The sequence below is a fragment of the Sulfitobacter sp. genome, assembly GCF_036961165.1.
GTDB lineage: Bacteria > Pseudomonadota > Alphaproteobacteria > Rhodobacterales > Rhodobacteraceae > Sulfitobacter.
On sequence record NZ_JBALVJ010000016.1, the window covers coordinates 1 to 20919 of the forward strand.

A 20919-nucleotide genomic window follows, 5' to 3' on the forward strand; every position below is an offset into this window, starting at 1 on the left:
AAGTGGCGCACTTTCTCTCCGGCGATTGGTGCAGTTTTAGTCCGGCGTTGACAATGTAAGTTTTGTCCATCCGCCACGAATTCGCCGTAGCCCGCTTCCGGGCTTGAGCGTTTGCGGCGATCAAATGTGAAAATTTAACCACCCAGCTGTTCAGCGTCGCGTGATCAACAATGACGCACTGCTCAGCCATGATCTCTTCAAGGTCTCGGTAGGACACGGCTTAATGAACGTAGAAAAACACCGCGTGCAAGGCCACAGCTTTCGGATAGTCCACGCCTTTGAAATCAATCGCCATTCCGTCAAACTCGCCCCGTCATTTCTTCAAACGAGCTCTGCAACATCGACGGGCGTTCCGAAAGCAGAAAAGTTTGCGACAGAACCGGCGGCACCGCAAGGGATGCCGCCGGCTTGTCTTGTGACGCGTGTCAGCCTCAGAAAAGGAAGGTGCCATCGAGGAAGATGCTATCTTCGTCAAAGGCAGACAGGTTGGAGGCCGTGTTGAACTCAACCATCTTCACCGCAAAGCCGTCACCGTCATCGTCATACCACAAGGCGCGCAGGCCGTTGGAACCACTATCGTCCAGAACAAAGGTCGAGAGGCCCGGGTTTCCGCCAAAGTACTGGCCCGTGGCCGCCGCCACGCCGGAGTTCACGAAGTTATCGGAGTCGAGATAGCCACTGGCACCACCCGACAGCCCCTCGAACCCGCTACCGATACGCGAGATGACGATCTCGTCATTCTCGGCGGTGCTGAAGGACAGGATCAGGTCATATAGACCATCGCTGGTGCCCTCGCTCAGGTGATCGTACCGGAATTGGTCCGGACCAGTGCCCCCGTTCAGTAGATCCGCTCCAGCGCCACCAACCATAAGATCCTGACCGTCGCCGCCGAACAGTTCGTCATTGCCGCTACCGCCCACGATCGTGTCGTTACCGCCAAGACCGTTGATGGTGTCGTTGCCACCGGAACCGACAAGCTGGTTGGTCAGGTTATCACCGATGATGAAGTCGCTGGCGCCACTGCCATTGACGTTTTCTACGTTGGTGACGCTGTGAACCGGTGTGGCCCCCGTCTGCGAGAATGTACCGCCAATCAAGGATACCGTGACTGCCGCCGCAGTGGCATTGTCGGTGTAGTTGAGGAAGTTCAGAGTGTCCGTGCCAGTGTAGCCATCCACATCATAAAGTGGAACAGCATCCAGCGATTTCTCCAGGAAGGAGAAGCTGTTGTTTGAACCGGACCCGACCAATTCGATGGTTTCAACATTGGAATGGTTCACGGTATAGCCACTCGCCGTATATTCGGTGAACGATGTCTCCGAAACGTTGAAGCCCGAGAGCGCCTCATCCGTCGCGGTTGCCCTAACAGTGTCGTCTCCGGCGCCGCCATCAACCGTGTTCGTACCGTCATCCGTATCGAAGATGAAGGTATCCGCACCCCCTCCCCCGTTCAGGACATCGTTGCCGGCAAAACCTACGATTTCATCATTGGCGTTGCTGCTGGTGATGGTGTCGTTCTGGGTCGTGCCCTGCACCTCGTTGAACTGAATGCCGGTCTGCGTGACCGTCAGGCCGCTCAGATCGTAGGAGCCGTTGGCACCGGTTTCATTGAAGAACGAACCGCCATTGCCCGCATCATTGGGCGTACCGGATGGCAGTTGGTCGGCCATCGGATCGATGATGACCGGCTTGCCCCAACCCGAGACCGTATCGACAGTGGAGCCTGTGATCGTAAGACCGGTCATGTCGGTATAGCCCTGAACATAGAAGCTGACCTTGCGGCTTTCACCGGTCACATCCAGTCCGTCAATCACCACCGCACCCATCGCCGTCAGGACGTCATAAGACCCCCCGACATAACCCGATGCCGGTGCCTTCTGGTCATACCGCGGGCCGTCAAAGCCTGCCATCTGCACCAGATAGGCGGCGCTGTTTGCGCCCGTAACAGCGTTAGAGACAGTCACATCGGTGATCGTCGCATTGCCGTCGAACTCATACAGGAACAGGCTTGCAACGTTCTGGTTCACCTGCGCGTTGTCGACAAAGGCACTGTCGGTGACGATCACATTCTGCACACCCGCCTGGTCATAGAAGGCGCTGGCCTTGCGGCCCGATACCAGCAGACCGTGAGAGTTGCCGCCCTCGATCCGGGCATCTTCGATATTCAGCGTACCGAGGATCGCCTTATTCGCTGCATCGGCGTTGATGCCCACTCCGCTTGCCGCTGTGATCGCAAGGTTCTCGAACCCGACGGTGCCCGCGGCTTTGTCGCCATCAAGCGCCAGAGAGAAGCCGCTGGTGAACACCGTGTCCGCAGCGGTGCTGCCCTCGCCCATCCCCATGACCGTGACAGCCTTGGTGATTGTGGCACCGGCATAGGAGCCGCCTGCAACAAGGATGATATCACCATCCACCGCCGCAGCCTGTGCTTCGCTGACAGAGCTAAAGCCACCCTGGGTCGCATCGTCATCAACCAGTTGATAGGTCTGACCGGCGATGGTGACTGTCTCGATCCCGTAAAGGATGTCGGTGTCGCCGCCTTCGGTCACTTCCCAGTTTCCGGTTGTGTCGTTCCAGGTCACGCCCGCCCCTGCCGCATAAGTGGCAGTGTCGATCGCGGTGTTGGCTTCGTCACCTGCACCGTCGGTGCCATAGACAGTGTCCGAACCGGCACCGCTATCGATGGTATCCGCGCCCGTACCACCCCTTAGGTAGTCATCGCCCGCATCACCGTTGAGTTGATCATTTTCGGTACCGCCATCAATCGCATCGGCACCGATCCCGCCGCTCAGAACATCGGCACCGCCGCCACCCTGAAGCCAATCGCTGCCTGCATCGCCATCGATCGTGTCATCGCCGAGATTGCCAAGAATAATATCGGCCCCGTCGGTACCGTCCAGATCATCCCCGACGCTACCGCCCAGAATAACCATCGTGCCATTCACATCAAAGCTATCTGTTGCGCTGGCCCCTGCCGTGTTGCCGGTTGTACCCGCATCAAACACAACCGAGGTGTTCAGGTTGCCCAGATTGAAGTCCGTATCAACATCGGTGAAGACGTTGTCGGTGATGCTAGTGAGGGTGCTGTCACTGCCCACACCCACAGCAATACCGGACCCTACATTCTGGATCTCGTTGTTGCTGATGGTGCTGGTGGCATTGTCAAAGCTGTCCAGATTCATCGCCGTGCGGGCACTGTTGATGGTATTCTCGGTGATATCCAGCGTTGCTGCTGCGCCATCGGACCAGATAGCCCTGTGCCAGGCTGCGGTACTGTACTTTCCGACCGACGCCCCCGTGATCAGGTTGCCAGTGATGTCGATATCACCTGTCGCGGCTGTATTAACATACAGAGCACGATCCTGATTGGGGTTAAGCCCGTTCCCTACTGCATTGCTGGCATAGAACAGGTTGTTGGACACGGTGATGTCCGCCGCGCCGGACAAAACAAGCCCGTTGAACGTAGTGTTTTCGTCAGTCCCGTTCAGGAATTCAAGACCATCGATGATCACTGCACCCGCTGCCGCCGTTACGGTCATGGTGCCGTTCACAATCGAGCCGTTACCCTGCGTATGCAAGGTACCGTCTGTGCCATTGGCAAGACCCAGAATGGTCACGGCCTTGTCCACTGTCACATCCGCTGCATAGGTACCCGACGCAATCAGGATGGTGTCGCCGGCTTGCGCTTCGTCCACCGCGTCCTGAATTGTGGTGAACCCACCGTTGCCAACCAGCAGGAACCGTCCACCGACCGCTTGCACGATCTCGATATCATCCAGAAGGTCCGTACCTTCGCCGCCTGCTGTGGCATTCACCTGCCAGCCGTCAAAGCTGGTGCCTGTCGGCGTCATGAAGTTGCCTGCGGTAATATTGGCAGCACTCAGCGTCGAGGTGTAGAGCGCTGTATCGCCCTCGCCCACTGTAGCACCTGTATCGGTTTCGGTGCCGCCGAAGGTGTAGTCGTCGCCCGCGCCGCCATCGAAGGTCGAATTCTCGCCCGCACTTCCGCTGTCGATCAGGCTGTCGTTACCACCGTTGCCGATCAGGACATCTGCACCACCGTTCGAGCGGACAAAGTCATTATCAGCGCCGCCCTCAAGGATCTGGGCACCAGTTGTATCGCCCTGCACGGCAAATACATCACTGTTGGTCACTAGATTTGGCCCCGTCAGATTGACAAAGGTCGCCCCGTTGGCCGCCACGGTGTTGGTCAGGTCGACATTGCCGCCAACACCGTCGATGTTGATGGCTGTACCGAACCATGTGCTATCGGCGTTGATGGTTAGACCATCAACGCTCAGCCCGTCGATCTCATCATAGTTGAAGACGGCTACAGGTTGACGTGAATAGCTGCCGTTCAGAATGACGTCATTGATCGAAACTGTCCCGAGAGAGCCCGCGTCACCCCGGAACTGGATGCCGGTCTGGCTTCCCGCTGCCGTTACGCCGTTTGTTCCTACACCGTCGCCGGTGAGGGTCAGGAAAGACAGCGATGCATCGTTGGTGAACTGGAAGAAGCTGATGTCGCCGTCACCGCCGGACGTGCCCGCGCCATTATCCGCAAAGATCAGGCGATTGGTCGCATCATCCCCCGCAATCGTGGTGGTTGTTACCGCATCGTCCACGCGGATCGCATTGACCCCGCTGCCGCTGAATGTCCCGACACCTGTGACCGACAGGCTCACGATTGCATCATCGGCCGGCAGATCGACACGAACGCCATAAGATCCGGAGTTCAGGATCGAGACGTCCTTGAGGCTGAGCGCGCCCATCTGGAGGCTGGCGGCCGCCATGATGCCGTTTGCCGCCCCGTCAATTGTTAGGTTCGAGAACGAGATGTTGCCCGTGCCGCCGTCAATGCTGCCCACAAGCTGGAAGGCATCCCCAGACGTGGAGGTCACAACAGGCAAGCCGTTTCCGATATCGACACCGACAAAGGACAGTGCCTTGTCTACACTGACACTTTCATCAAAGTCGACAGCATTCGCCGAGCCCAGAAGCTGCACCGTCATGCCGTCCAGCGTCGCAGCATCGTCGACCGCACCCTGAATGGTGGCATAGGTGGCCACCAACGCGCCGCCCGCATCAATCACACGCACATCGTTGGTCAGATCAAAGCTGGTCGCCCCGATCGTCAGAGTTTCGACATCTGCTGCGATCTCGACCTCATCGGAACCGTTGTCGACGGTGACGCTGCCATCCGCGTTGGATGTGAAGACATAAGTGCCTGCTGCCACAACCACGGTATCGTCACCTGCACCGCCAGAGACGGTGTCGGAACCGCCGCCCGTGGTGATCAGGTTGTCATCACCGTCACCGCTGATCACGTCTGCCTGCGCACTGCCAACAACGTCTTCAACGCCCGAGACGCTGGCGAACCCTGTCGCCGACTGGCCTGTGACTGCGCCACTGTCGTCCAGATCAACGGTCACGCCACTGGTGAACGCCGAATAGTCAAGCGTATCGGTATCAGTGTCGCCTGCATCCTCACCTGCGGTGAACACGTTGGATGTCGCACCGTCATTGACCTTGAACACATCGTCGCCGCCACCGCCATCAAACGAGACAGTGGTACCCGCGCCGGACGTCAGGCCGGAGGCATCGACTGCATCGTCTTGCACGCCAACCGTGGATGTACCATCACCGGAGACGGTCACATCGGTCATCCCCTCTGCCGCTAGATCGCCGGTCAGGATGACCGTGTTTGCGCCGTTGCTGACGTTGATGTCCAGCGTTTCGATGCCCGTGGCCCTGCTGAGCGTGCCTACCGTGATATCTACCCCGTTGCCTACGTTCTGGGCTACGGTGAAGGTCTCGGCTGCTGCTGGAGCGATGAGCAACGTGTCATCGCCTGCACCGCCATCAATGACATCCGCACCATCATTCGCCGCCGCAAGGATGCTATCGTTGCCGTCGCCGCCAAGGATGCTGTCATTGCCGCCACCGCCGATGATCAGGTCATCCCCTGCGCCACCACTAATAGTTTCATTGGCCGCCATGCCCACCAGCACATCGCTGACAAAGGCCGGATCGCTACCGGATCCGGTGATCAAGCCATCAAAGCCGGTGCCGAACACGACAGTACCCGAGCCGCCCGTGGTCGCAAAAAACGGGTTGCTGCCGTAGGTACCGCCAGTCACGTCCACACCTGTCAGGTCAATCTGTGTCGGTGCCGCTGCAATGGCATAGCTGCCGACGGTCGACCGTGGCTCGATATAAAGCCCGGTCCAGGTGGCAGTACCGTTCAGCTCAAGACCACCGGTAAAGTCGAGGCCCGCAAAGTCGTTGTAGCCCTGAACATAGACAAGGGTTTTCTCGACGGTGCCAGTCACGCTAACATCGGTGAAGGTCACATCGCCGATGGCGCCCTCGATCGCATAATCGCTCTGACGGAAGCCCGCGATTTGGATGCCGTGATCCACATCGGCGGCCACACCTGTTCCATTCCCCGCCACAGAAACCCGCGTGAAGTCGGCGTCGCCGCGGAATTCAAACAGGGTGATACCGCTTGTACCGCTCGCGGCACCGTTGTCGCCTGCATCGCTTACGGTCACATCGGTAAGTGCAACATCAAGGGTCACACCGCCGCCATTGACCAGAACAGCGCCCTGACCATAGCCCGAGATATCAAGGTTAGAGAATGTCAGACCCGCAAGTGCGGCATCCGTGCCATCATAGCTGCCGTCATAAACGATGCCCCTGCTGGCCGCAGACAGCGACCCGTCAAGGGTCAGGTTGGCAATGGTGATCTCTTCGGCAGCCGCCGAGATGGCGGCATCCAGACGGATTGATCCCAGCGTGACATCCGCCAGCGTGCCGCTGGCACCGATCAGATCAACGGCAACATCCAGTACCACGTCTTCGGCATAGCTACCGTTTGCGATCAGGATGGTATCTCCGTCTGCCGCCGCGTCCACAGCGGCCTGCACAGTGGCATACCCGCCGTTGCCCACCAGCAGGATGGACCCGCCGCCGTGTTCGACGATCTCCATGTTCGCCAGCGTGTCGACGTTTGCGCCTCCCGCATTCACCTGCCAGCCTGTCGCTGTCAGGGTCACCGCAGACGCCTTGCCGGAAGCATCAAAGGCCTCAAGCGTGGCGCTGAACGTGGTGGTATCGGCGCCCACACCACCGTCGATGATATTGGCCGACGCATCGCCATTCAGCACGTCGTCACCCGATCCACCCGTGACGTTCTCAAAGCCGGAAATCGCCGTTGCCGGCGCTCCTACCGCCAGAAGGTTCGCGACAAACCCAGTCGCGGTCCCCGCCGCCAGATCAACAGACACGCCCACCGTGGTGCCGGTGTAGTCCAGCGTATCGGATCCGGCATCACCTGCCAGAGCGCCAAAGCCGCCCGACACAAGGGTCGTGTCCGCATGAGCTGTTACCGCTTCGACCCCGGTCAGGGTTGCACCACCCAGAGATGTGATGGCCGTACCATCATAGACCACACCAACAGTGTCATCCGCAGCCGCGGCATCAATCAGCAAGACAGAGTCCGTATCCGCGCCACCGTCGATCATGTCACCGGTGCCTTCACCACTGACCTGAATGATCGCGTCGGTGCCCGCACCGGTAGCGATGGTATCCGCACCCGCGCCGCCCAGAACGACATCAACGCCTGTGCCACCCGTCAGCACGTCGTCGCCGTCACGCCCGTTCAGCGCAACATTTCTGTCATTTCCGGTAAAGGCATTGCCGCCCGATCCAGTCAAAGCACCGATCGAGATGTCCAGCGACGCACCGTTGGCAACCGAAAGACCGGTCACTGCTGCAAGGTCCAGATCTCCTCCGATACCGTCGATGTTCAGACCGGCAAAGGCCGCTGTCACGTCGATATCCAGCGACCCTGCCGCGCCGCTTCCGTCAAAGGACAACCCGTCGAGGTTGGCAAAATTATAGATCGCCACGCCCGTGTTAACGAAGGCACCGTTAACGCTCACTCCGGACAGAGCGATGTTCCCCGAAGCCGCGATGGCATCAAGACCACGCAGTTGGATCCCGTTGTGCGTCGACATACCGCCCATGACGCTCACGTCAGTCAGAGTGATGTCGTTGTTGAAACCAAAGAACGTCAGCCCGCCCGATCCATAGGACGGTGATGTTCCGTTACCGCTGAACGCGGCGTTGATGATTGCAATCTCTGAGACGTTGCTGGCCGTGTTGGATGCCAGCACAGTGCTGTTACCCGTTCCGACCAAAAGCCCGTGTTGCGTGCCGCCGCTCACATCGCCGTTCTGGAAGGTAACGGAGGCATAGGTCGCTGTATCATCGATCTGGATCGCGCTGCTTGCGCTGCTGCCGGCCGCGACATCAATGTTGTCAACGTCCACAACCTGACCCGCACCACCATCACTGACGACGACAGACTGGACTGTCACACTGCCAAGGCCGCGGATCGTGACACCTTTGTCGATGTCCAGCGCCTCGTTTCCTGTATAGGCCGTCACACCGGGCCCGCCGACGCCGTTGACCAGAATGGTGTCGCCGTCCACCCCTGCATCAATCGCGTCCTGGATCAGGCTGTAGGTCGCCACCAGCTCACCGCGACTGAACAGCTGCACCGCATGGTCAAGGCGGAGCTCAGTATCGTCAAACTTGACGACCTCGATGCTGACAAGCGTATCGGTGCCCTCATCCACCGGAAAACCGACAGCTGGAGCATCATCGGCAACACTCGAAAAGCTCCCGACAAATCCGGTGAGCAGATCTGATACCGCGCCAACCGTATAATCTGCCCGATCACCTGAATAGACCGCCGTATCCACACCGTCACCGCCATCAATGGTGTCATCGCCGCCATTGCCCGTGATGGTGTCATTCCCCGTCAGACCCAGAATGTTATCCGCCAGATTGGCGCCAACAAACACGTTAGTTCCGCCTGTGTCCGACACGTCTGCCGCCATGTCGATCGTTACAACTGCCGCAAGGGACGTTGCGGCATTGCCGTCTGTCACAGTCACTGAAACCGTGCGGTCTTCGGCGTTAAAGCCAAAGCTGGTATCACCCGCCGCGTATTTCACATTCTCGAGGATGGTTTCCGCCAGCGAAGGCGAAATCGGATCACCCAGCGGCGCCGAGATCACAAAGCTCGAGGTATTGCCGTCACCCGTAACGTTGAAGCCGAGAAGTTGCAGCGTGCTCATAAAGCCCGCATCCAGAACCAGCGCATCTGCCGCGTCGAGAACTCCGGAAACCGCCGCAAGATCAAACGAGAGGCTGGCGATTTGCAGCTCGGGATCAACGATGTCGGCAGCCGTTGCCACGATCAGGGTTTCACCAGATGTCTGTGTGCCGGTGGCCGGTGTGATCGCCAGCGTTGGCGTGTCGTTCGTGCCATTGACCGTGACGGTCAGGCTCGTTGTCGACGTAGCCCCTTTATCGTCGGTGATGGTATAGCTGAAGGTTTCGGTCCGGACATCTCCGGCCTTCAGGGCATCCACCTTGGGTGTCACTCCGAGGCTGTAAGTATAATCGCCATCCGCATCGAGCGTCAGACTACCGAATTCACCCTGGATCGCTGTGCCGACCAAAGCGGCCATGTTGTTCACTGCTGTCACACTCAGCACTGCACCTGCGTCCACATCGGTGTCTGCGGCATCGCCTGCACCGGGCGTGTTGCTGCCAGAGGCGGCAGAAATCACGTTGCCGACGGCCGTGACCTGCGTGTCCTCGGTCACAGACGCCGTATCGGCCACAGCCACTGGCACATCATTGGTACCGGTGATCGTCACCGTCAGCGCCGCAGACGCGGTCAGCGGGCCGGACCCATCATCGGTGACCGTGTAGTTGAAGGTTTCGGTGACAATCTGCCCATCGAACAGGGCATCGTTCGCGCCAAGCGCATAGGTATAACCACCTGTCGCCGCATCCAGCGTCAGTGTGCCATACGTGCCGATCACTGTGATCGTTCCGGTTACCGGCGCCGTGCCGTTTACTTCGGTTACGGCAAGCATCTGACCGAAATCCACATCGCTGTCATTGGTCAGCACGTTACCAGTGGCCGTAACAACAACCGCTTCGATGGCCGTTGCCGCGTCGGCCACTGCCACAGGGGCTTCGTTCTCGTCGGTTACGGTGATCGTGAAGGTCTCGTTGTAGGTCAGGCCGCCCGCGTCTGTGGCGGTGACAATGACGTCCACGGTTGGCTCCGCTTCGAAGTCCAGCGTGCTGCCCGTCGTCAGCTTCAGCTGGCCAGAACCATCAACCTCGAACCGGCTGTCGTTGACCGTGAAGCTAAAGCTGTCCCCAGCGTCAGGGTCTACGCCCGCCAGCGTGCCGATCACCGCGCCATCCGCGTTCTCCGCAACCGATGCCGCAGAAAGTGTGATGTCTGTCGGCGCTTCGTTCACGTCCGTCACCGCAAGTGTCAGCAGCGCCGTTGCAGACGGATTCACCCCGTCGTTCACGCGCACTTCCACGTCATAGCTGCTCAGCGTTTCAAAGTCGGGGGACGCGCCGATGAAGTACAGCTGCGTGCCGCGGATCTCGAAGCTGGCCGCATCCGTGCCCGTCAGGTCCAGCACATTGGTGCCAAGCGCATCATCCATCACCACGATGCGCGCAACCAGCAGCCCGCCGCCCACGGCGGTGTTCTCGGCAACAACGTTGGCCACTGTGTTCCCCACCGCAAACGTAGGCGCCAGCGCAACCGCAGGCGCTTCGTTCACGTCCGTCACCGCAAGTGTCAGCGGCGCCGTTGCAGACGGATTCACCCCGTCGTTCACGCGCACTTCCACGTCATAGCTGCTCAGCGTTTCAAAGTCGGGGGACGCGCCGATGAAGTACAGCTGCGTGCCGCGGATCTCGAAGCTGGCCGCATCCGTGCCCGTCAGGTCCAGCACATTGGTGCCAAGCGCATCATCCATCACCGCGATGTCCGCAACCAGCAGCCCGCCGCCCACGGCGGTGTTCTCGGCAACGCTGGTCACTGTGTTCGCCAGCGCAACGGCAGGCGCTTCGTTCTCGTCGGTTACGGTGATCGTGAAGGTCTCGTTGTAGGTCAGGCCGCCCGCGTCTGTGGCGGTGACAATGACGTCCACGGTTGGCTCCGCTTCGAAGTCCAGCGTGCTGCCCGTCGTCAGCTTCAGCTGGCCAGAACCATCAACCTCGAACCGGCTGTCGTTGACCGTGAAGCTAAAGCTGTCCCCAGCGTCAGGGTCTACGCCCGCCAGCGTGCCGATCACCGCGCCATCCGCGTTCTCCGCAACCGATGCCGCAGAAAGTGTGATGTCTGTCGGCGCTTCGTTCACGTCCGTCACCGCAAGTGTCAGCAGCGCCGTTGCAGACGGATTCACCCCGTCGTTCACGCGCACTTCCACGTCATAGCTGCTCAGCGTTTCAAAGTCGGGGGACGCGCCGATGAAGTACAGCTGCGTGCCGCGGATCTCGAAGCTGGCCGCATCCGTGCCCGTCAGGTCCAGCACATTGGTGCCAAGCGCATCATCCATCACCACGATGCGCGCAACCAGCAGCCCGCCGCCCACGGCGGTGTTCTCGGCAACAACGTTGGCCACTGTGTTCCCCACCGCAAACGTAGGCGCCAGCGCAACCGCAGGCGCTTCGTTCACGTCCGTCACCGCAAGTGTCAGCGGCGCCGTTGCAGACGGATTCACCCCGTCGTTCACGCGCACTTCCACGTCATAGCTGCTCAGCGTTTCAAAGTCGGGGGACGCGCCGATGAAGTACAGCTGCGTGCCGCGGATCTCGAAGCTGGCCGCATCCGTGCCCGTCAGGTCCAGCACATTGGTGCCAAGCGCATCATCCATCACCGCGATGTCCGCAACCAGCAGCCCGCCGCCCACGGCGGTGTTCTCGGCAACGCTGGTCACTGTGTTCGCCAGCGCAACGGCAGGCGCTTCGTTCTCGTCGGTTACGGTGATCGTGAAGGTCTCGTTGTAGGTCAGGCCGCCCGCGTCTGTGGCGGTGACAATGACGTTCACGGTTGGCTCCGCTTCGAAGTCCAGTGTGGTGCCCGTCGTCAGCTTCAGCTGGCCGGAACCGTCAACCTCGAACCGGCTGTCGTTGACCGTGAAGCTAAAGCTGTCCCCAGCGTTCGAATCGGTGACAGTAAACGCACCGATCAGGGCGCCAGGATCATTTTCAGCCACGGTGACTGCCGACAGATCCAGATCGGTCGGGGCGGAAGACAATTCAGCCGTTACCGTCATGCCGAAATGCACGCGCAGGATTTCACCATTGGCCCCAACATAGGTGTTGAATGGAACCGAGGATATTGCAGGGTCATAGAACAACCCAGCGTCCGTCCACTGGCCCTGCATGACCACATTGTCGTTAGATGCACCTGTCACATACAGAGCTTTGCCCGCACCGCTTATGGCAGCGATGGCCGCAGCATCAATGGTCAGGGTTTTGGCCGATCCGTTGCTTGAGACCAGATCAATGACCTGAATGTCGGTAATTTTAGAACTTAGGGCGGCGTTGGTTAGATCCAGCGCTGCCAGCCCCTTGCCCAACTCCATTACATTGAGCAGCCCCCCGCCCCCTGCAACCGACGCAAAACCGTCTGTATCCACCACAAACGTATCATCGGCAGCACCGCCGATGACATAATCACGATTCCCGATGTCCAGGAAATTGAGCGAAGCCGAGGTTTCCGCACTACCGTCAAAGGTATCTGCCCCGTTAGACAGATCGACAGTCAGGCTGGCCCCCGACGCAACCCCGTCATTGAGCGTAAAATTAGTGGCCGAGATCAGGTCAATGCGTTCAAATCCGGTTGTGTTTGCAAGGTCAGCCTCGGTAACCGTACCGCCCTGAACAATGCGCAAACGGTCATCGCCTGCGCCGCCGTCCAGCGTATCGGCGCCAGTCAGCTGGTCGCCCCGCATGCGCACGGCGTCTCTGCCTTGACCTCCGGTGAAGGTAACATCGCCATTGTTGAAGCTGGCGATGACCCGCGCCGTTGACAGTGCGGACCCGTCAATGACGTGATCCCCTACCGTGGAGTTAAAACGGATTGATCCATCTACTGCCAGACTGTCGATAAGCTGCATGTTGATGGCTGCACTGCCGGCAACAAACGTCTCGATCCCGGAAACGCCAACAAGATCACCCGCCAGAATAGACCCGCCCGTGCTGAACCGCATGGAGTCCTGGCCGCCGTTACCCTCGAATACGTCGCCGCTTTCAAGCTGGCCCGCCGCAATATTCACCATGAAAGTGTCATCACCGCCGCCGCCGCGCAGGGTTTCGGCCCCAACGCCCGCAAGGAAGCGCACAGCGTCAGTCGTCAGACCGCTTGCGTCGACAACGTTCCCATTGCCAGAAACCGACTGGACGATCAGGGTACCATCCTGAGCCACACCGTCGACCAAGCTAATGCTGTTGTTGCCGGTCAGTTGGATCAAATCAATGCCGCTGACGTTTGCCATATCTGCAGCAAAAACCCCGACGCCAGCAGCAAAAGCCAGAGCGTCATAACCGGCCCCTGCCGAGATAACATCGCCGGACGTCAGGCTGCCCGCAGTGATACTGAAACGCTCGTCTGCGGCGCCACCGATGTAGGTATCATCGCCCAGACCCAGATCAATTCGCAGGGTCTTGCCCACGGCGGTAACCGCACTGGCGTCGATGTAGTCATCGCCGCCGCTGGCGTTGATCGTGAAGACGCCCTCATCGGAGGCCGCAATCAGGTTTTCCGTCAAAGTGACGGTGATGGATTCGTAAAATGTGAGGAATTCTATGTGCGATACATTGTCGAAGCTGGAGGCCACAATAGTGCCCGCGTCCGTAAAGATCAGCCGGTCGCGCAGCCCCACAACAGAAGAGCCTGTAATAATATCCGCTGATGTCAGGTCCGCGGAGAGGCTGAAAAACTGATTTGTTTCGCCTTCAATACCCGCAAAAATATCCGTGCCTGATATCAGATTGAAATTAGCCATTTAAGTGTACTCCAGAAGGTAAATGCAACCGGAGGTTATTTGAATATACTTCTCGCTATAATTGAATTACGGACGCTGCCCATTTACCGAAAAAAACACAAAAAAAAATTAGGCACGAATCTTGCTTTGGCAATTAGACCTGCTGATGGAAGTAAATTAGGGCTAAAGACCAAAATTTTTCAATTAGACTAGCGAAGAACTCCCCAAAAAAACCGCCTCGTTAAAATTACGTTAACTCATTGTTAATATTTTGGAAACGCAAAATTAATTAATATTAACGGCTGACAAATAGTCCCTAAATATATGTTTTATTTGAATTAATAGTAAATCAACCCACCTCACGAAAATTAAACCTGACAGTAAATGCGGGCAGGCAAGCCCAATCGCTCGGACGCCCACCGGAAAACCCGTCAGAAACACCAGATTTGTGATACCTAATATGGTATGTCTTACGCGGCCCTAATACAGCCCGCGCCTGCCGCACCTGTTAATAGGCGCCCGACAGAACGGTCATAAGTCTGGCGGCGTCAGCAGGATATCATACGCCATTGGCACAGCGCACGCCCTGAGAAACCGCCTTCTTTATGAAAAACGAATACACCCGGTTGTGGTCAGTCAGACGCTACCTTCATAACGTCGCTCCACAGGTTCGGAGATGCCCCGGCGCCTTCAGTCGGTACGGGGGTTGGACGCGCGACGGACCACAGCAAAAGCACGCGTCAGAAGTTTGGGGATTTCCTGCGCGTCATCAATGGTCCACTTCCCATCCGGGGTACGCTTCCCCTCCAGAATAGCGATTTCCTTGAAAATAGCGTACACGAGATCGTCGCCCATCAGATTGCTCCTTGCAGATTTCCGACAGCGCCCCCTTGCTTGAGGCATCCCCGCCCGGGAGGCCTGACAAAACCGTCCAGCACTGCTTTGCGTTTGCTAGATCATACCAGACTGGTCCGTGCAACTTTGCAATCCTTCCTGATGCGATCCGGTGGCCCGAAGGGCTCTGGTGTCAGCTTGTACTTGAACCAAAGGGCCGTTAAACGCAGTCGGCACCACACAGGTACCTCATGTCACCACACATTCTAATTGCACTTGCGGTCTTCCGTCCAAATCCAGCACACCTGAAGGCACAGTTGCAGTCGCTTGCTGCGCAAACCGGGTGCAAAATCCGTATCATTGCCGTCATCGCGGATGCCGTTTCCGGCCCACTGGTCGACGAGATCGCGGACGCGCTTGAGCTTGATCTGATCCGGGTAGATACGGATCAGGAAATGGATGCCGTAAGGGCCTTCGAAGCCGGCCTCGCCGAGGCGCTGCTCCAGATCGAAACCATGTCGCTTGCCGACACAGAGGACGAGCCGTTGATTGCCCTGTGTGATCAGGACGACATCTGGCACCCCGAGAAACTAATGCAGGGCTGTGCCGAACTTGAACGCTCGGGTGCGCAAATGGTGCACTCGGACGCAAGGCTGGTGGCGGCGGATGGCATCACGGTGCTGCAAAAATCCATGTTCGCATTCGAGAAGCGCCATAAGCACCCGGGCCTACGCGGTCTGCTTTACCGCAACAACATCACCGGAATGACCTTGTTAATGCGGCCGCAAGTGGCGCGCATCGCCCTGCCGTTTCCGGCACAAAGCGGCGTACACTTCTACCATGACCTCTGGCTGGGCCTGATTGCGTCAGCAACGGGCGGGGTCGCCTTCATCGACGCCCCGCTTGTGGATTACCGTCAGCACGAGAGCAACGTCATGGGGGCCGTCGACCGAACATCCCGCAAGATCCGCAAATTGCGGCGGCCGGATGCCATGTGGTTGCGCCGTGAGGCCGCAGGCTATGGTCTGGCGCGGTATCTGGCACGCTTCCTGCGTGAGCGCCTGAAGGATGCCTCCATCGACGGACGCCTGTCAGGTCCTGCGCCCTCTCTCAAATCACTGGCCCCCTACCTGAAATCGCTGGGCGGCACTGGTCGACATTTTCTGGACACCGTCAAACTGGCCATCACGGGACATCTCGGGCTGGCACGCATTGCGCTGGGGTTTGGTGTCGTCAGTATGGGACGCACAGTCTGGAGCTTGCGGATGGCGCTTGGCGACGGCTGGCACGACGCTCGCGTGCGCTTTGACACAAAGCTTTATTCCCTGTCTCCCGGGGTCAAGCCTACCCCCGCTTTGCTGGACGACGAACGTCCCGAAAAACCACAAAGCTTTGCCACACTGGCCGATGCCCGCAAGATGCCCCGTTGGACGCCAGCGTTCACCGAGGATGAAGCGGCGCTGACCATTCTGGTGCCCACGCTCAACCCGTCCGAAATTTTTGCCGGCGTTGTCACTGCGTTCGACATTGGTCTGGGGCTTGCCGCACGCGGCTTTCGGGTCCGCTTTGTCGCGACCGATCTGCCGGTTTCCTCGCCTGCGGCGTCACGCAGCTTCGTCCTTCGACGTCTCTCGCGGGAGGCTGCGGAAAGCGGTGCTGCGGCACGGGTTTCGCTGCATTGCGGTGTAAAAACCCCTACCCTGCCCGCCCATCGCGGCGATGTATATCTTGCGACCGCATGGTGGTCCGCGCATGTGGCGCAGACGCTGATCGAGACCCACCAATTGAAGCAGGGCAAATTCTTTTATCTGATTCAAGATTTCGAGCCTAACTTCTACCCTTGGGGGTCGGAATTTGCCGATGCCATTGCCAGCTACGGCTTTGATTTCGTCCCTGTTTTCAACACCACCCTGCTGCGCGACTATTTCGCGGCACAGGAATTTGACTTTGCCACACCGGATGCGCTGGCCTTCCATCCATCCATCGACATCGCACACTATACCAAGGGCGCGCGTCCGGCGCGTGCGCAAGGGAAACCGCGACGACTGGCGCTTTACGGGCGGCCGGAAGTGGCCCGCAATATGTATGAGATGGCGATCGAGGCACTGGCCGGGTTTATTAGCGCCGAAGGGCTGGGCCCGGATGACGTCGAGATCGTCTCGATCGGCCTGGTACATGCGCCCGTGGATCTGCCAAACGGCCTGAAGCTGGCCAGTCTGGGCAAGCTCCCGTGGGAAGATTATCCGGCCTATCTGCTCAGCGTCGATGTGGGTCTGTCGTTGATGTACTCACCCCACCCCAGCCACCCGCCAATCGAAATGGCGGCCTCGGGTGTTCGTGTGGTTACAAACGGGTTCGGTCCCAAAAATCTGTCCACGCTCAGCGCTGCCATCACGTCGGTGCCCGCACATGTGCCTGCGCTGGTCGGGGCGCTGCACACAGCCTGGACCGCCGGGCCTGTCGCGGATGCAGACCGCCAGATTGATCTGGGGCAACTGGGACTTGACCAGCACAGCATGCTGGACCGTCTTGCCGACACACTCGAAACCTCCCTGCCCCGCACAAATAGCTCTTCATGAAACGGCGGATTATCCTCCATATCGGCTCGCCGAAATGCGGCTCGACCTATTTGCAGCAAGTGATGCTGCAAAATCGTGACGCGCTTGCCCGCAGGGGCATCCGCTATCCGCATGACGGTGGCGGGCATCCCGGCAATGCCGCGCACCTCACCAACATAGATCGCGAAACGCTGGCAGAGTATTTCAGCGGCGGCATACACACGGTCGTGTTGAGCCATGAAGACCTCTACTCCATGACCAAACGCGGCGAAGCGCTGGCGGTACTGACGCGCGAAGAAGGAATCGTTGTACAGGTCATCGCCTTCCTGCGCCCCTTCAGCGAGTTCATTTACGGTGATTTTTCACAGTTCATGAAACAGTACTTCGATACCTTTCTGGCCGAACGTGCCCCCTACGGCGGGCGCGACTTCGAAGCCTTTGCGCAGCGGCGCATCACAACCCTGAAGCCCGCCAACTATCTGTGCAACTGGCAGACGCTTTTTCCCGATTGCCCCCTGATCCTCAGCGGACATCGCGGCATCCGGCCGGTCATGAATCGCCTGTTCGGCACCCTTGTGTGCGAACAGCTCGACTGGACTGTCGACAAAACCTTGAGCAACCAGTCATTGCGTATGCAGGATTGTGACAGGATCGCTGCTGCCATGCGCAACAGCGCGGTGCCGGACAAACTGATCCGCGACATGTTCATCAAGGCGTTTCACCACGTTAGCGACCCCGACGCAGGCCGGACCCCCGAGCGCACCGCCTGGCTGGAAAGCCAGTTTACCAGCCAAAATGCCGAGCTTATGAAGCTATTCTTCTTCGACAATCGGCACCCGGATTACCGCACGCCCTAGGGGCGACCTTTTTCCATCATTTCCTCGTGAAACGATATGCCTTCCTCGATATCATCGAAGAAGTGCAACTGGCCTTCGTGCAGCACGCCGACATAATCACACAAGCGTCGCACCTGCCCCATTGTGTGGGTCACCATAACGGCTCCGCTTTCGCTCATCCGTTTGGCAAAGAGGGCTTCGCTTTTTCTTTTGAACGTCGCATCGCCAACCGCCGTCACCTCATCCACCAAGTAGGTATCAAACTTGATCCCCATGGACACGCCGAAGGCCAGACGTGATTTCATACCCGATGAATAGGTCCGCAGAGGCATTTTGAAATGCTGGCCCAGCTCGGCGAAGTCAGCAACAAAATCCGCCAGCTCGTCCGTGTCCACACCGTACACCCGCGCAATGAACCGCGTGTTCTGAAGCCCGCTGAGTTCGGGGTGAAAGCTGCCCGCAAAGCCCACCGGCCACGAGATATGCCCAGTCGACAGGATCTCGCCACTATCGGGGTCCATGGTGCCTGCCAACATTTTTAGCAGGCTGGTTTTCCCGGCCCCGTTGCGCCCCAGAATGGCCACGGCACGGCGGTCGGGAAAAATTGCATTGATGTTATCGGCAACGACCTGCCTGCGCCCCTTGAGCACAAATGTCTTACACACGTTTCGGAGTTCGATCATCGCCTGCCCTTGTCCGGTTGGTGCTGTTCAGCGTCGGTCGCGCAGCGAATAATAAATCATCGCCAAAATCGACCACGAGATGAACGCCAGGACCGCCAATAAACCCATAAGGATTCCGCGACGCGGGTATTCTGCCGTTTCAGCCAGTTCAGGCTCTACATGCATGGCCAAATAGCGCGACTTGCGTTGCGCCTCGGCAAACGACACGTCCCGCGCGGCCTGCGAGGACAAATAGCTTTTCTCAGCAAACTCAAGCTCGACCTGCAAGACTTCGTACTCCGCAAGCAGATCCGAATATGCCTCTTCGGTTCCGTCTACCGTTTGGGTGCTGGTGCCGATCTTGCTGCGTTCCTGCTCCATCAACGTATTGATCGCATCGATCCGGCGGCGCGCGGTCACGATGCGAGAATCTTCCCTGCTGATGTCCTGCACCAACAGCTCTTGCAGCGCGATACTGGCTTCGGCCCATTGCGCCTGAAGCGAGTTGAGCAAAACCATCCTGCCCTGAATATCGATGGCAGGGTCAACGATCTGGGTACGGTTGCGAAATGCCGTCCGCGCCTGCCGCACTTCCTTGAGCCGCTCAACGGAGCGGATCAGCTCTTCGTCCGCGTAGCCCATGGCATCGGCCCGCGCAATTGCGGACAGATCGTTGATCATCCGGCTGCTTTCTTCAAACAGCGCAATCGCGATGGCACGGGAATCCTCGGGGTCAAAGCTGAGAACCCGAACCTCGATCAACCCGCTGGCGCTGTCATAGAAAACTTTGACCATCCGGTTCCAGTATTTCGCCAACGCCTCGATCCGCGTGTCGTCGCCAAGACCGAAAACCGGGTCACTCTCTTTGTGGTAAATTTTGACCAGATCGAGCCTATCATTCATCAACCGGACCATACGTTGGCTCTGAATGAACTCGTACAGGATGTCTGTATCCGACGAACTGGAGCCCGAAAGCTCCGTAATACCGCCCAGCAGTTCGATGGCTGATCCGACTTCTTCGGTGCGGACAGAAAAGCCCAAATGGCTAGCGTATTGGTCTTCGGCAATCGTGTACAGGTAGAAACCCGCCACTATCAGCGGTGCCAGCACACAGGCAAAAAAGCTTGCGAATAACAGTTTGTGCCGCATGCGCATACGCGCGGGGCCGGCAGGCCCACGCAACGGTTTCTGCTTTGCCTGTGCCTGCGCCGCAGCAGCAGGTTTCTGGGAAACATCGTTCACGCTAAACTCTTTTCTACTGGCCCCCCGGTATTCCGAGATTACGGTTTCCTAACAAACACGGCGATGGTACGCCATAGCGCAAGATGACACAATCAACACCACAACCAGACCTTGTCGGCCGCCCGCGCCGGTCCAGCACAATCCGGACCGTGACGGCGCTGCTGTTGCGTGAAATGTCGACCACCTACGGGCGGTCGGCTTTGGGCTATGTATGGGCCATTCTGGAGCCCGTGGCAGGCATTGCACTTCTGAGCCTTATATTCTCGTATGCCTTCCGAGATCCCTCGATCGGGACCAATTTTCCGCTGTTTTTTGCCTCGGGCATGCTGCCTTTTGTAGCCTATAATGACGTACAGCAAAAAGTCTCTGTGGCGCTGCGCTTCTCCAAGAACTTGCTGTTCTACCCCGGCGTCACTTTCATGGATGCGCTGATCGCACGATTCATCATGAACGTGCTTACCCAGATTATGATCATAGCCATCGTCCTGACCGGAATTGTTGTGGTTTTTGGTCTGAACGTAATTGTCGATATCCCCGCCGTCATGCTGGCGCTGGCGATGACTTTCTCGCTCGGGCTCGGGATTGGAACGCTGAACTGTTACCTGCTGTCGGTCTACCCCGTATGGGAGCGGACCTGGGCGATCATGAACAGGCCTCTGTTCATCATCTCGTGTATCTTTTTTCTCTTCGACACCATTCCGCAGCCCTATCGGGATTGGCTGTGGTGGAACCCGTTGGTCCATATCGTCGGACAGTTGCGTCACGGCATCTACACCTCCTATGACGCCAATTATGTCTCGCCACTGTATGTCTTTTCGATCGCGCTGGTAACCTTTGCGGCCGGCCTGCTGCTGCTGCGCCGCTATCACCGCGACATCATGAACGACGCCTAATCAAAGGC

The 20919-nt window shown here is 58.4% G+C and carries 7 protein-coding genes and 1 pseudogene; 3 read left to right on the top strand and 5 right to left on the bottom strand.

The features are described 5' to 3' along the window. The 3 genes and pseudogenes from V7730_RS09410 to V7730_RS09420 form a co-directional block, all read right to left on the bottom strand. Positions 1–295: pseudogene (locus tag V7730_RS09410) on the bottom strand (hypothetical protein); the annotation flags it as partial. A gap of 136 nt (positions 296–431) precedes the next feature. Continuing rightward, positions 432–13907, bottom strand: coding sequence for an Ig-like domain-containing protein (locus V7730_RS09415; protein ID WP_335747343.1), 13476 nt, complete (start codon positions 13905–13907; stop codon positions 432–434). 669 nt (positions 13908–14576) lie between these two features. Next, positions 14577–14741, bottom strand: coding sequence for a hypothetical protein (locus tag V7730_RS09420; RefSeq protein ID WP_335747344.1), 165 nt, complete (start codon positions 14739–14741; stop codon positions 14577–14579). A gap of 230 nt (positions 14742–14971) precedes the next feature. On the opposite strand from V7730_RS09420, the gene V7730_RS09425 reads away from it, so the two are divergent. Beyond that, a complete protein-coding gene (locus V7730_RS09425; RefSeq protein ID WP_335747345.1) occupies positions 14972–17299 on the top strand; it encodes a rhamnosyltransferase WsaF family glycosyltransferase in 2328 nt (775 codons plus the stop codon). After that, the gene (locus V7730_RS09430) at positions 17296–18135 is read left to right on the top strand and encodes a hypothetical protein (protein ID WP_335747346.1); all 840 of its coding nucleotides are present in this window, start codon (positions 17296–17298) and stop codon (positions 18133–18135) included. Before V7730_RS09425 ends, V7730_RS09430 begins: the two co-directional genes overlap by 4 nt. Here V7730_RS09430 and V7730_RS09435 read toward each other — a convergent pair. Further along, positions 18132–18797: an ABC transporter ATP-binding protein gene (locus tag V7730_RS09435; protein WP_335747347.1), complete on the bottom strand. Its 666-nt coding sequence runs from the start codon at positions 18795–18797 to the stop codon at positions 18132–18134. The genes V7730_RS09430 and V7730_RS09435 overlap by 4 nt on opposite strands. Before the next feature lie 27 nt (positions 18798–18824). Further along, a complete protein-coding gene (locus V7730_RS09440; RefSeq protein WP_335747348.1) occupies positions 18825–20018 on the bottom strand; it encodes a sugar transporter in 1194 nt (397 codons plus the stop codon). An 83-nt stretch (positions 20019–20101) separates the two neighbouring features. Between V7730_RS09440 and V7730_RS09445 the strand changes: the two genes are divergently transcribed. Continuing rightward, the gene (locus V7730_RS09445) at positions 20102–20911 is read left to right on the top strand and encodes an ABC transporter permease (RefSeq protein WP_335747349.1); all 810 of its coding nucleotides are present in this window, start codon (positions 20102–20104) and stop codon (positions 20909–20911) included. The last annotated feature ends 8 nt before the right edge of the window (positions 20912–20919 follow it).

Bases quoted from the DNA above. Each gene is read 5' to 3' on its own strand.
- V7730_RS09430 (WP_335747346.1), top strand. From the start codon at position 17,296: ATGAAACGGCGGATTATCCTCCATATCGGCTCGCCGAAATGCGGCTCG.
- V7730_RS09435 (WP_335747347.1), bottom strand. From the start codon at position 18,797: ATGATCGAACTCCGAAACGTGTGTAAGACATTTGTGCTCAAGGGGCGC.
- V7730_RS09445 (WP_335747349.1), top strand. From the start codon at position 20,102: ATGACACAATCAACACCACAACCAGACCTTGTCGGCCGCCCGCGCCGG.
- V7730_RS09415 (WP_335747343.1), bottom strand. From the start codon at position 13,907: ATGGCTAATTTCAATCTGATATCAGGCACGGATATTTTTGCGGGTATT.
- V7730_RS09425 (WP_335747345.1), top strand. From the start codon at position 14,972: ATGTCACCACACATTCTAATTGCACTTGCGGTCTTCCGTCCAAATCCA.
- V7730_RS09420 (WP_335747344.1), bottom strand. From the start codon at position 14,741: ATGGGCGACGATCTCGTGTACGCTATTTTCAAGGAAATCGCTATTCTG.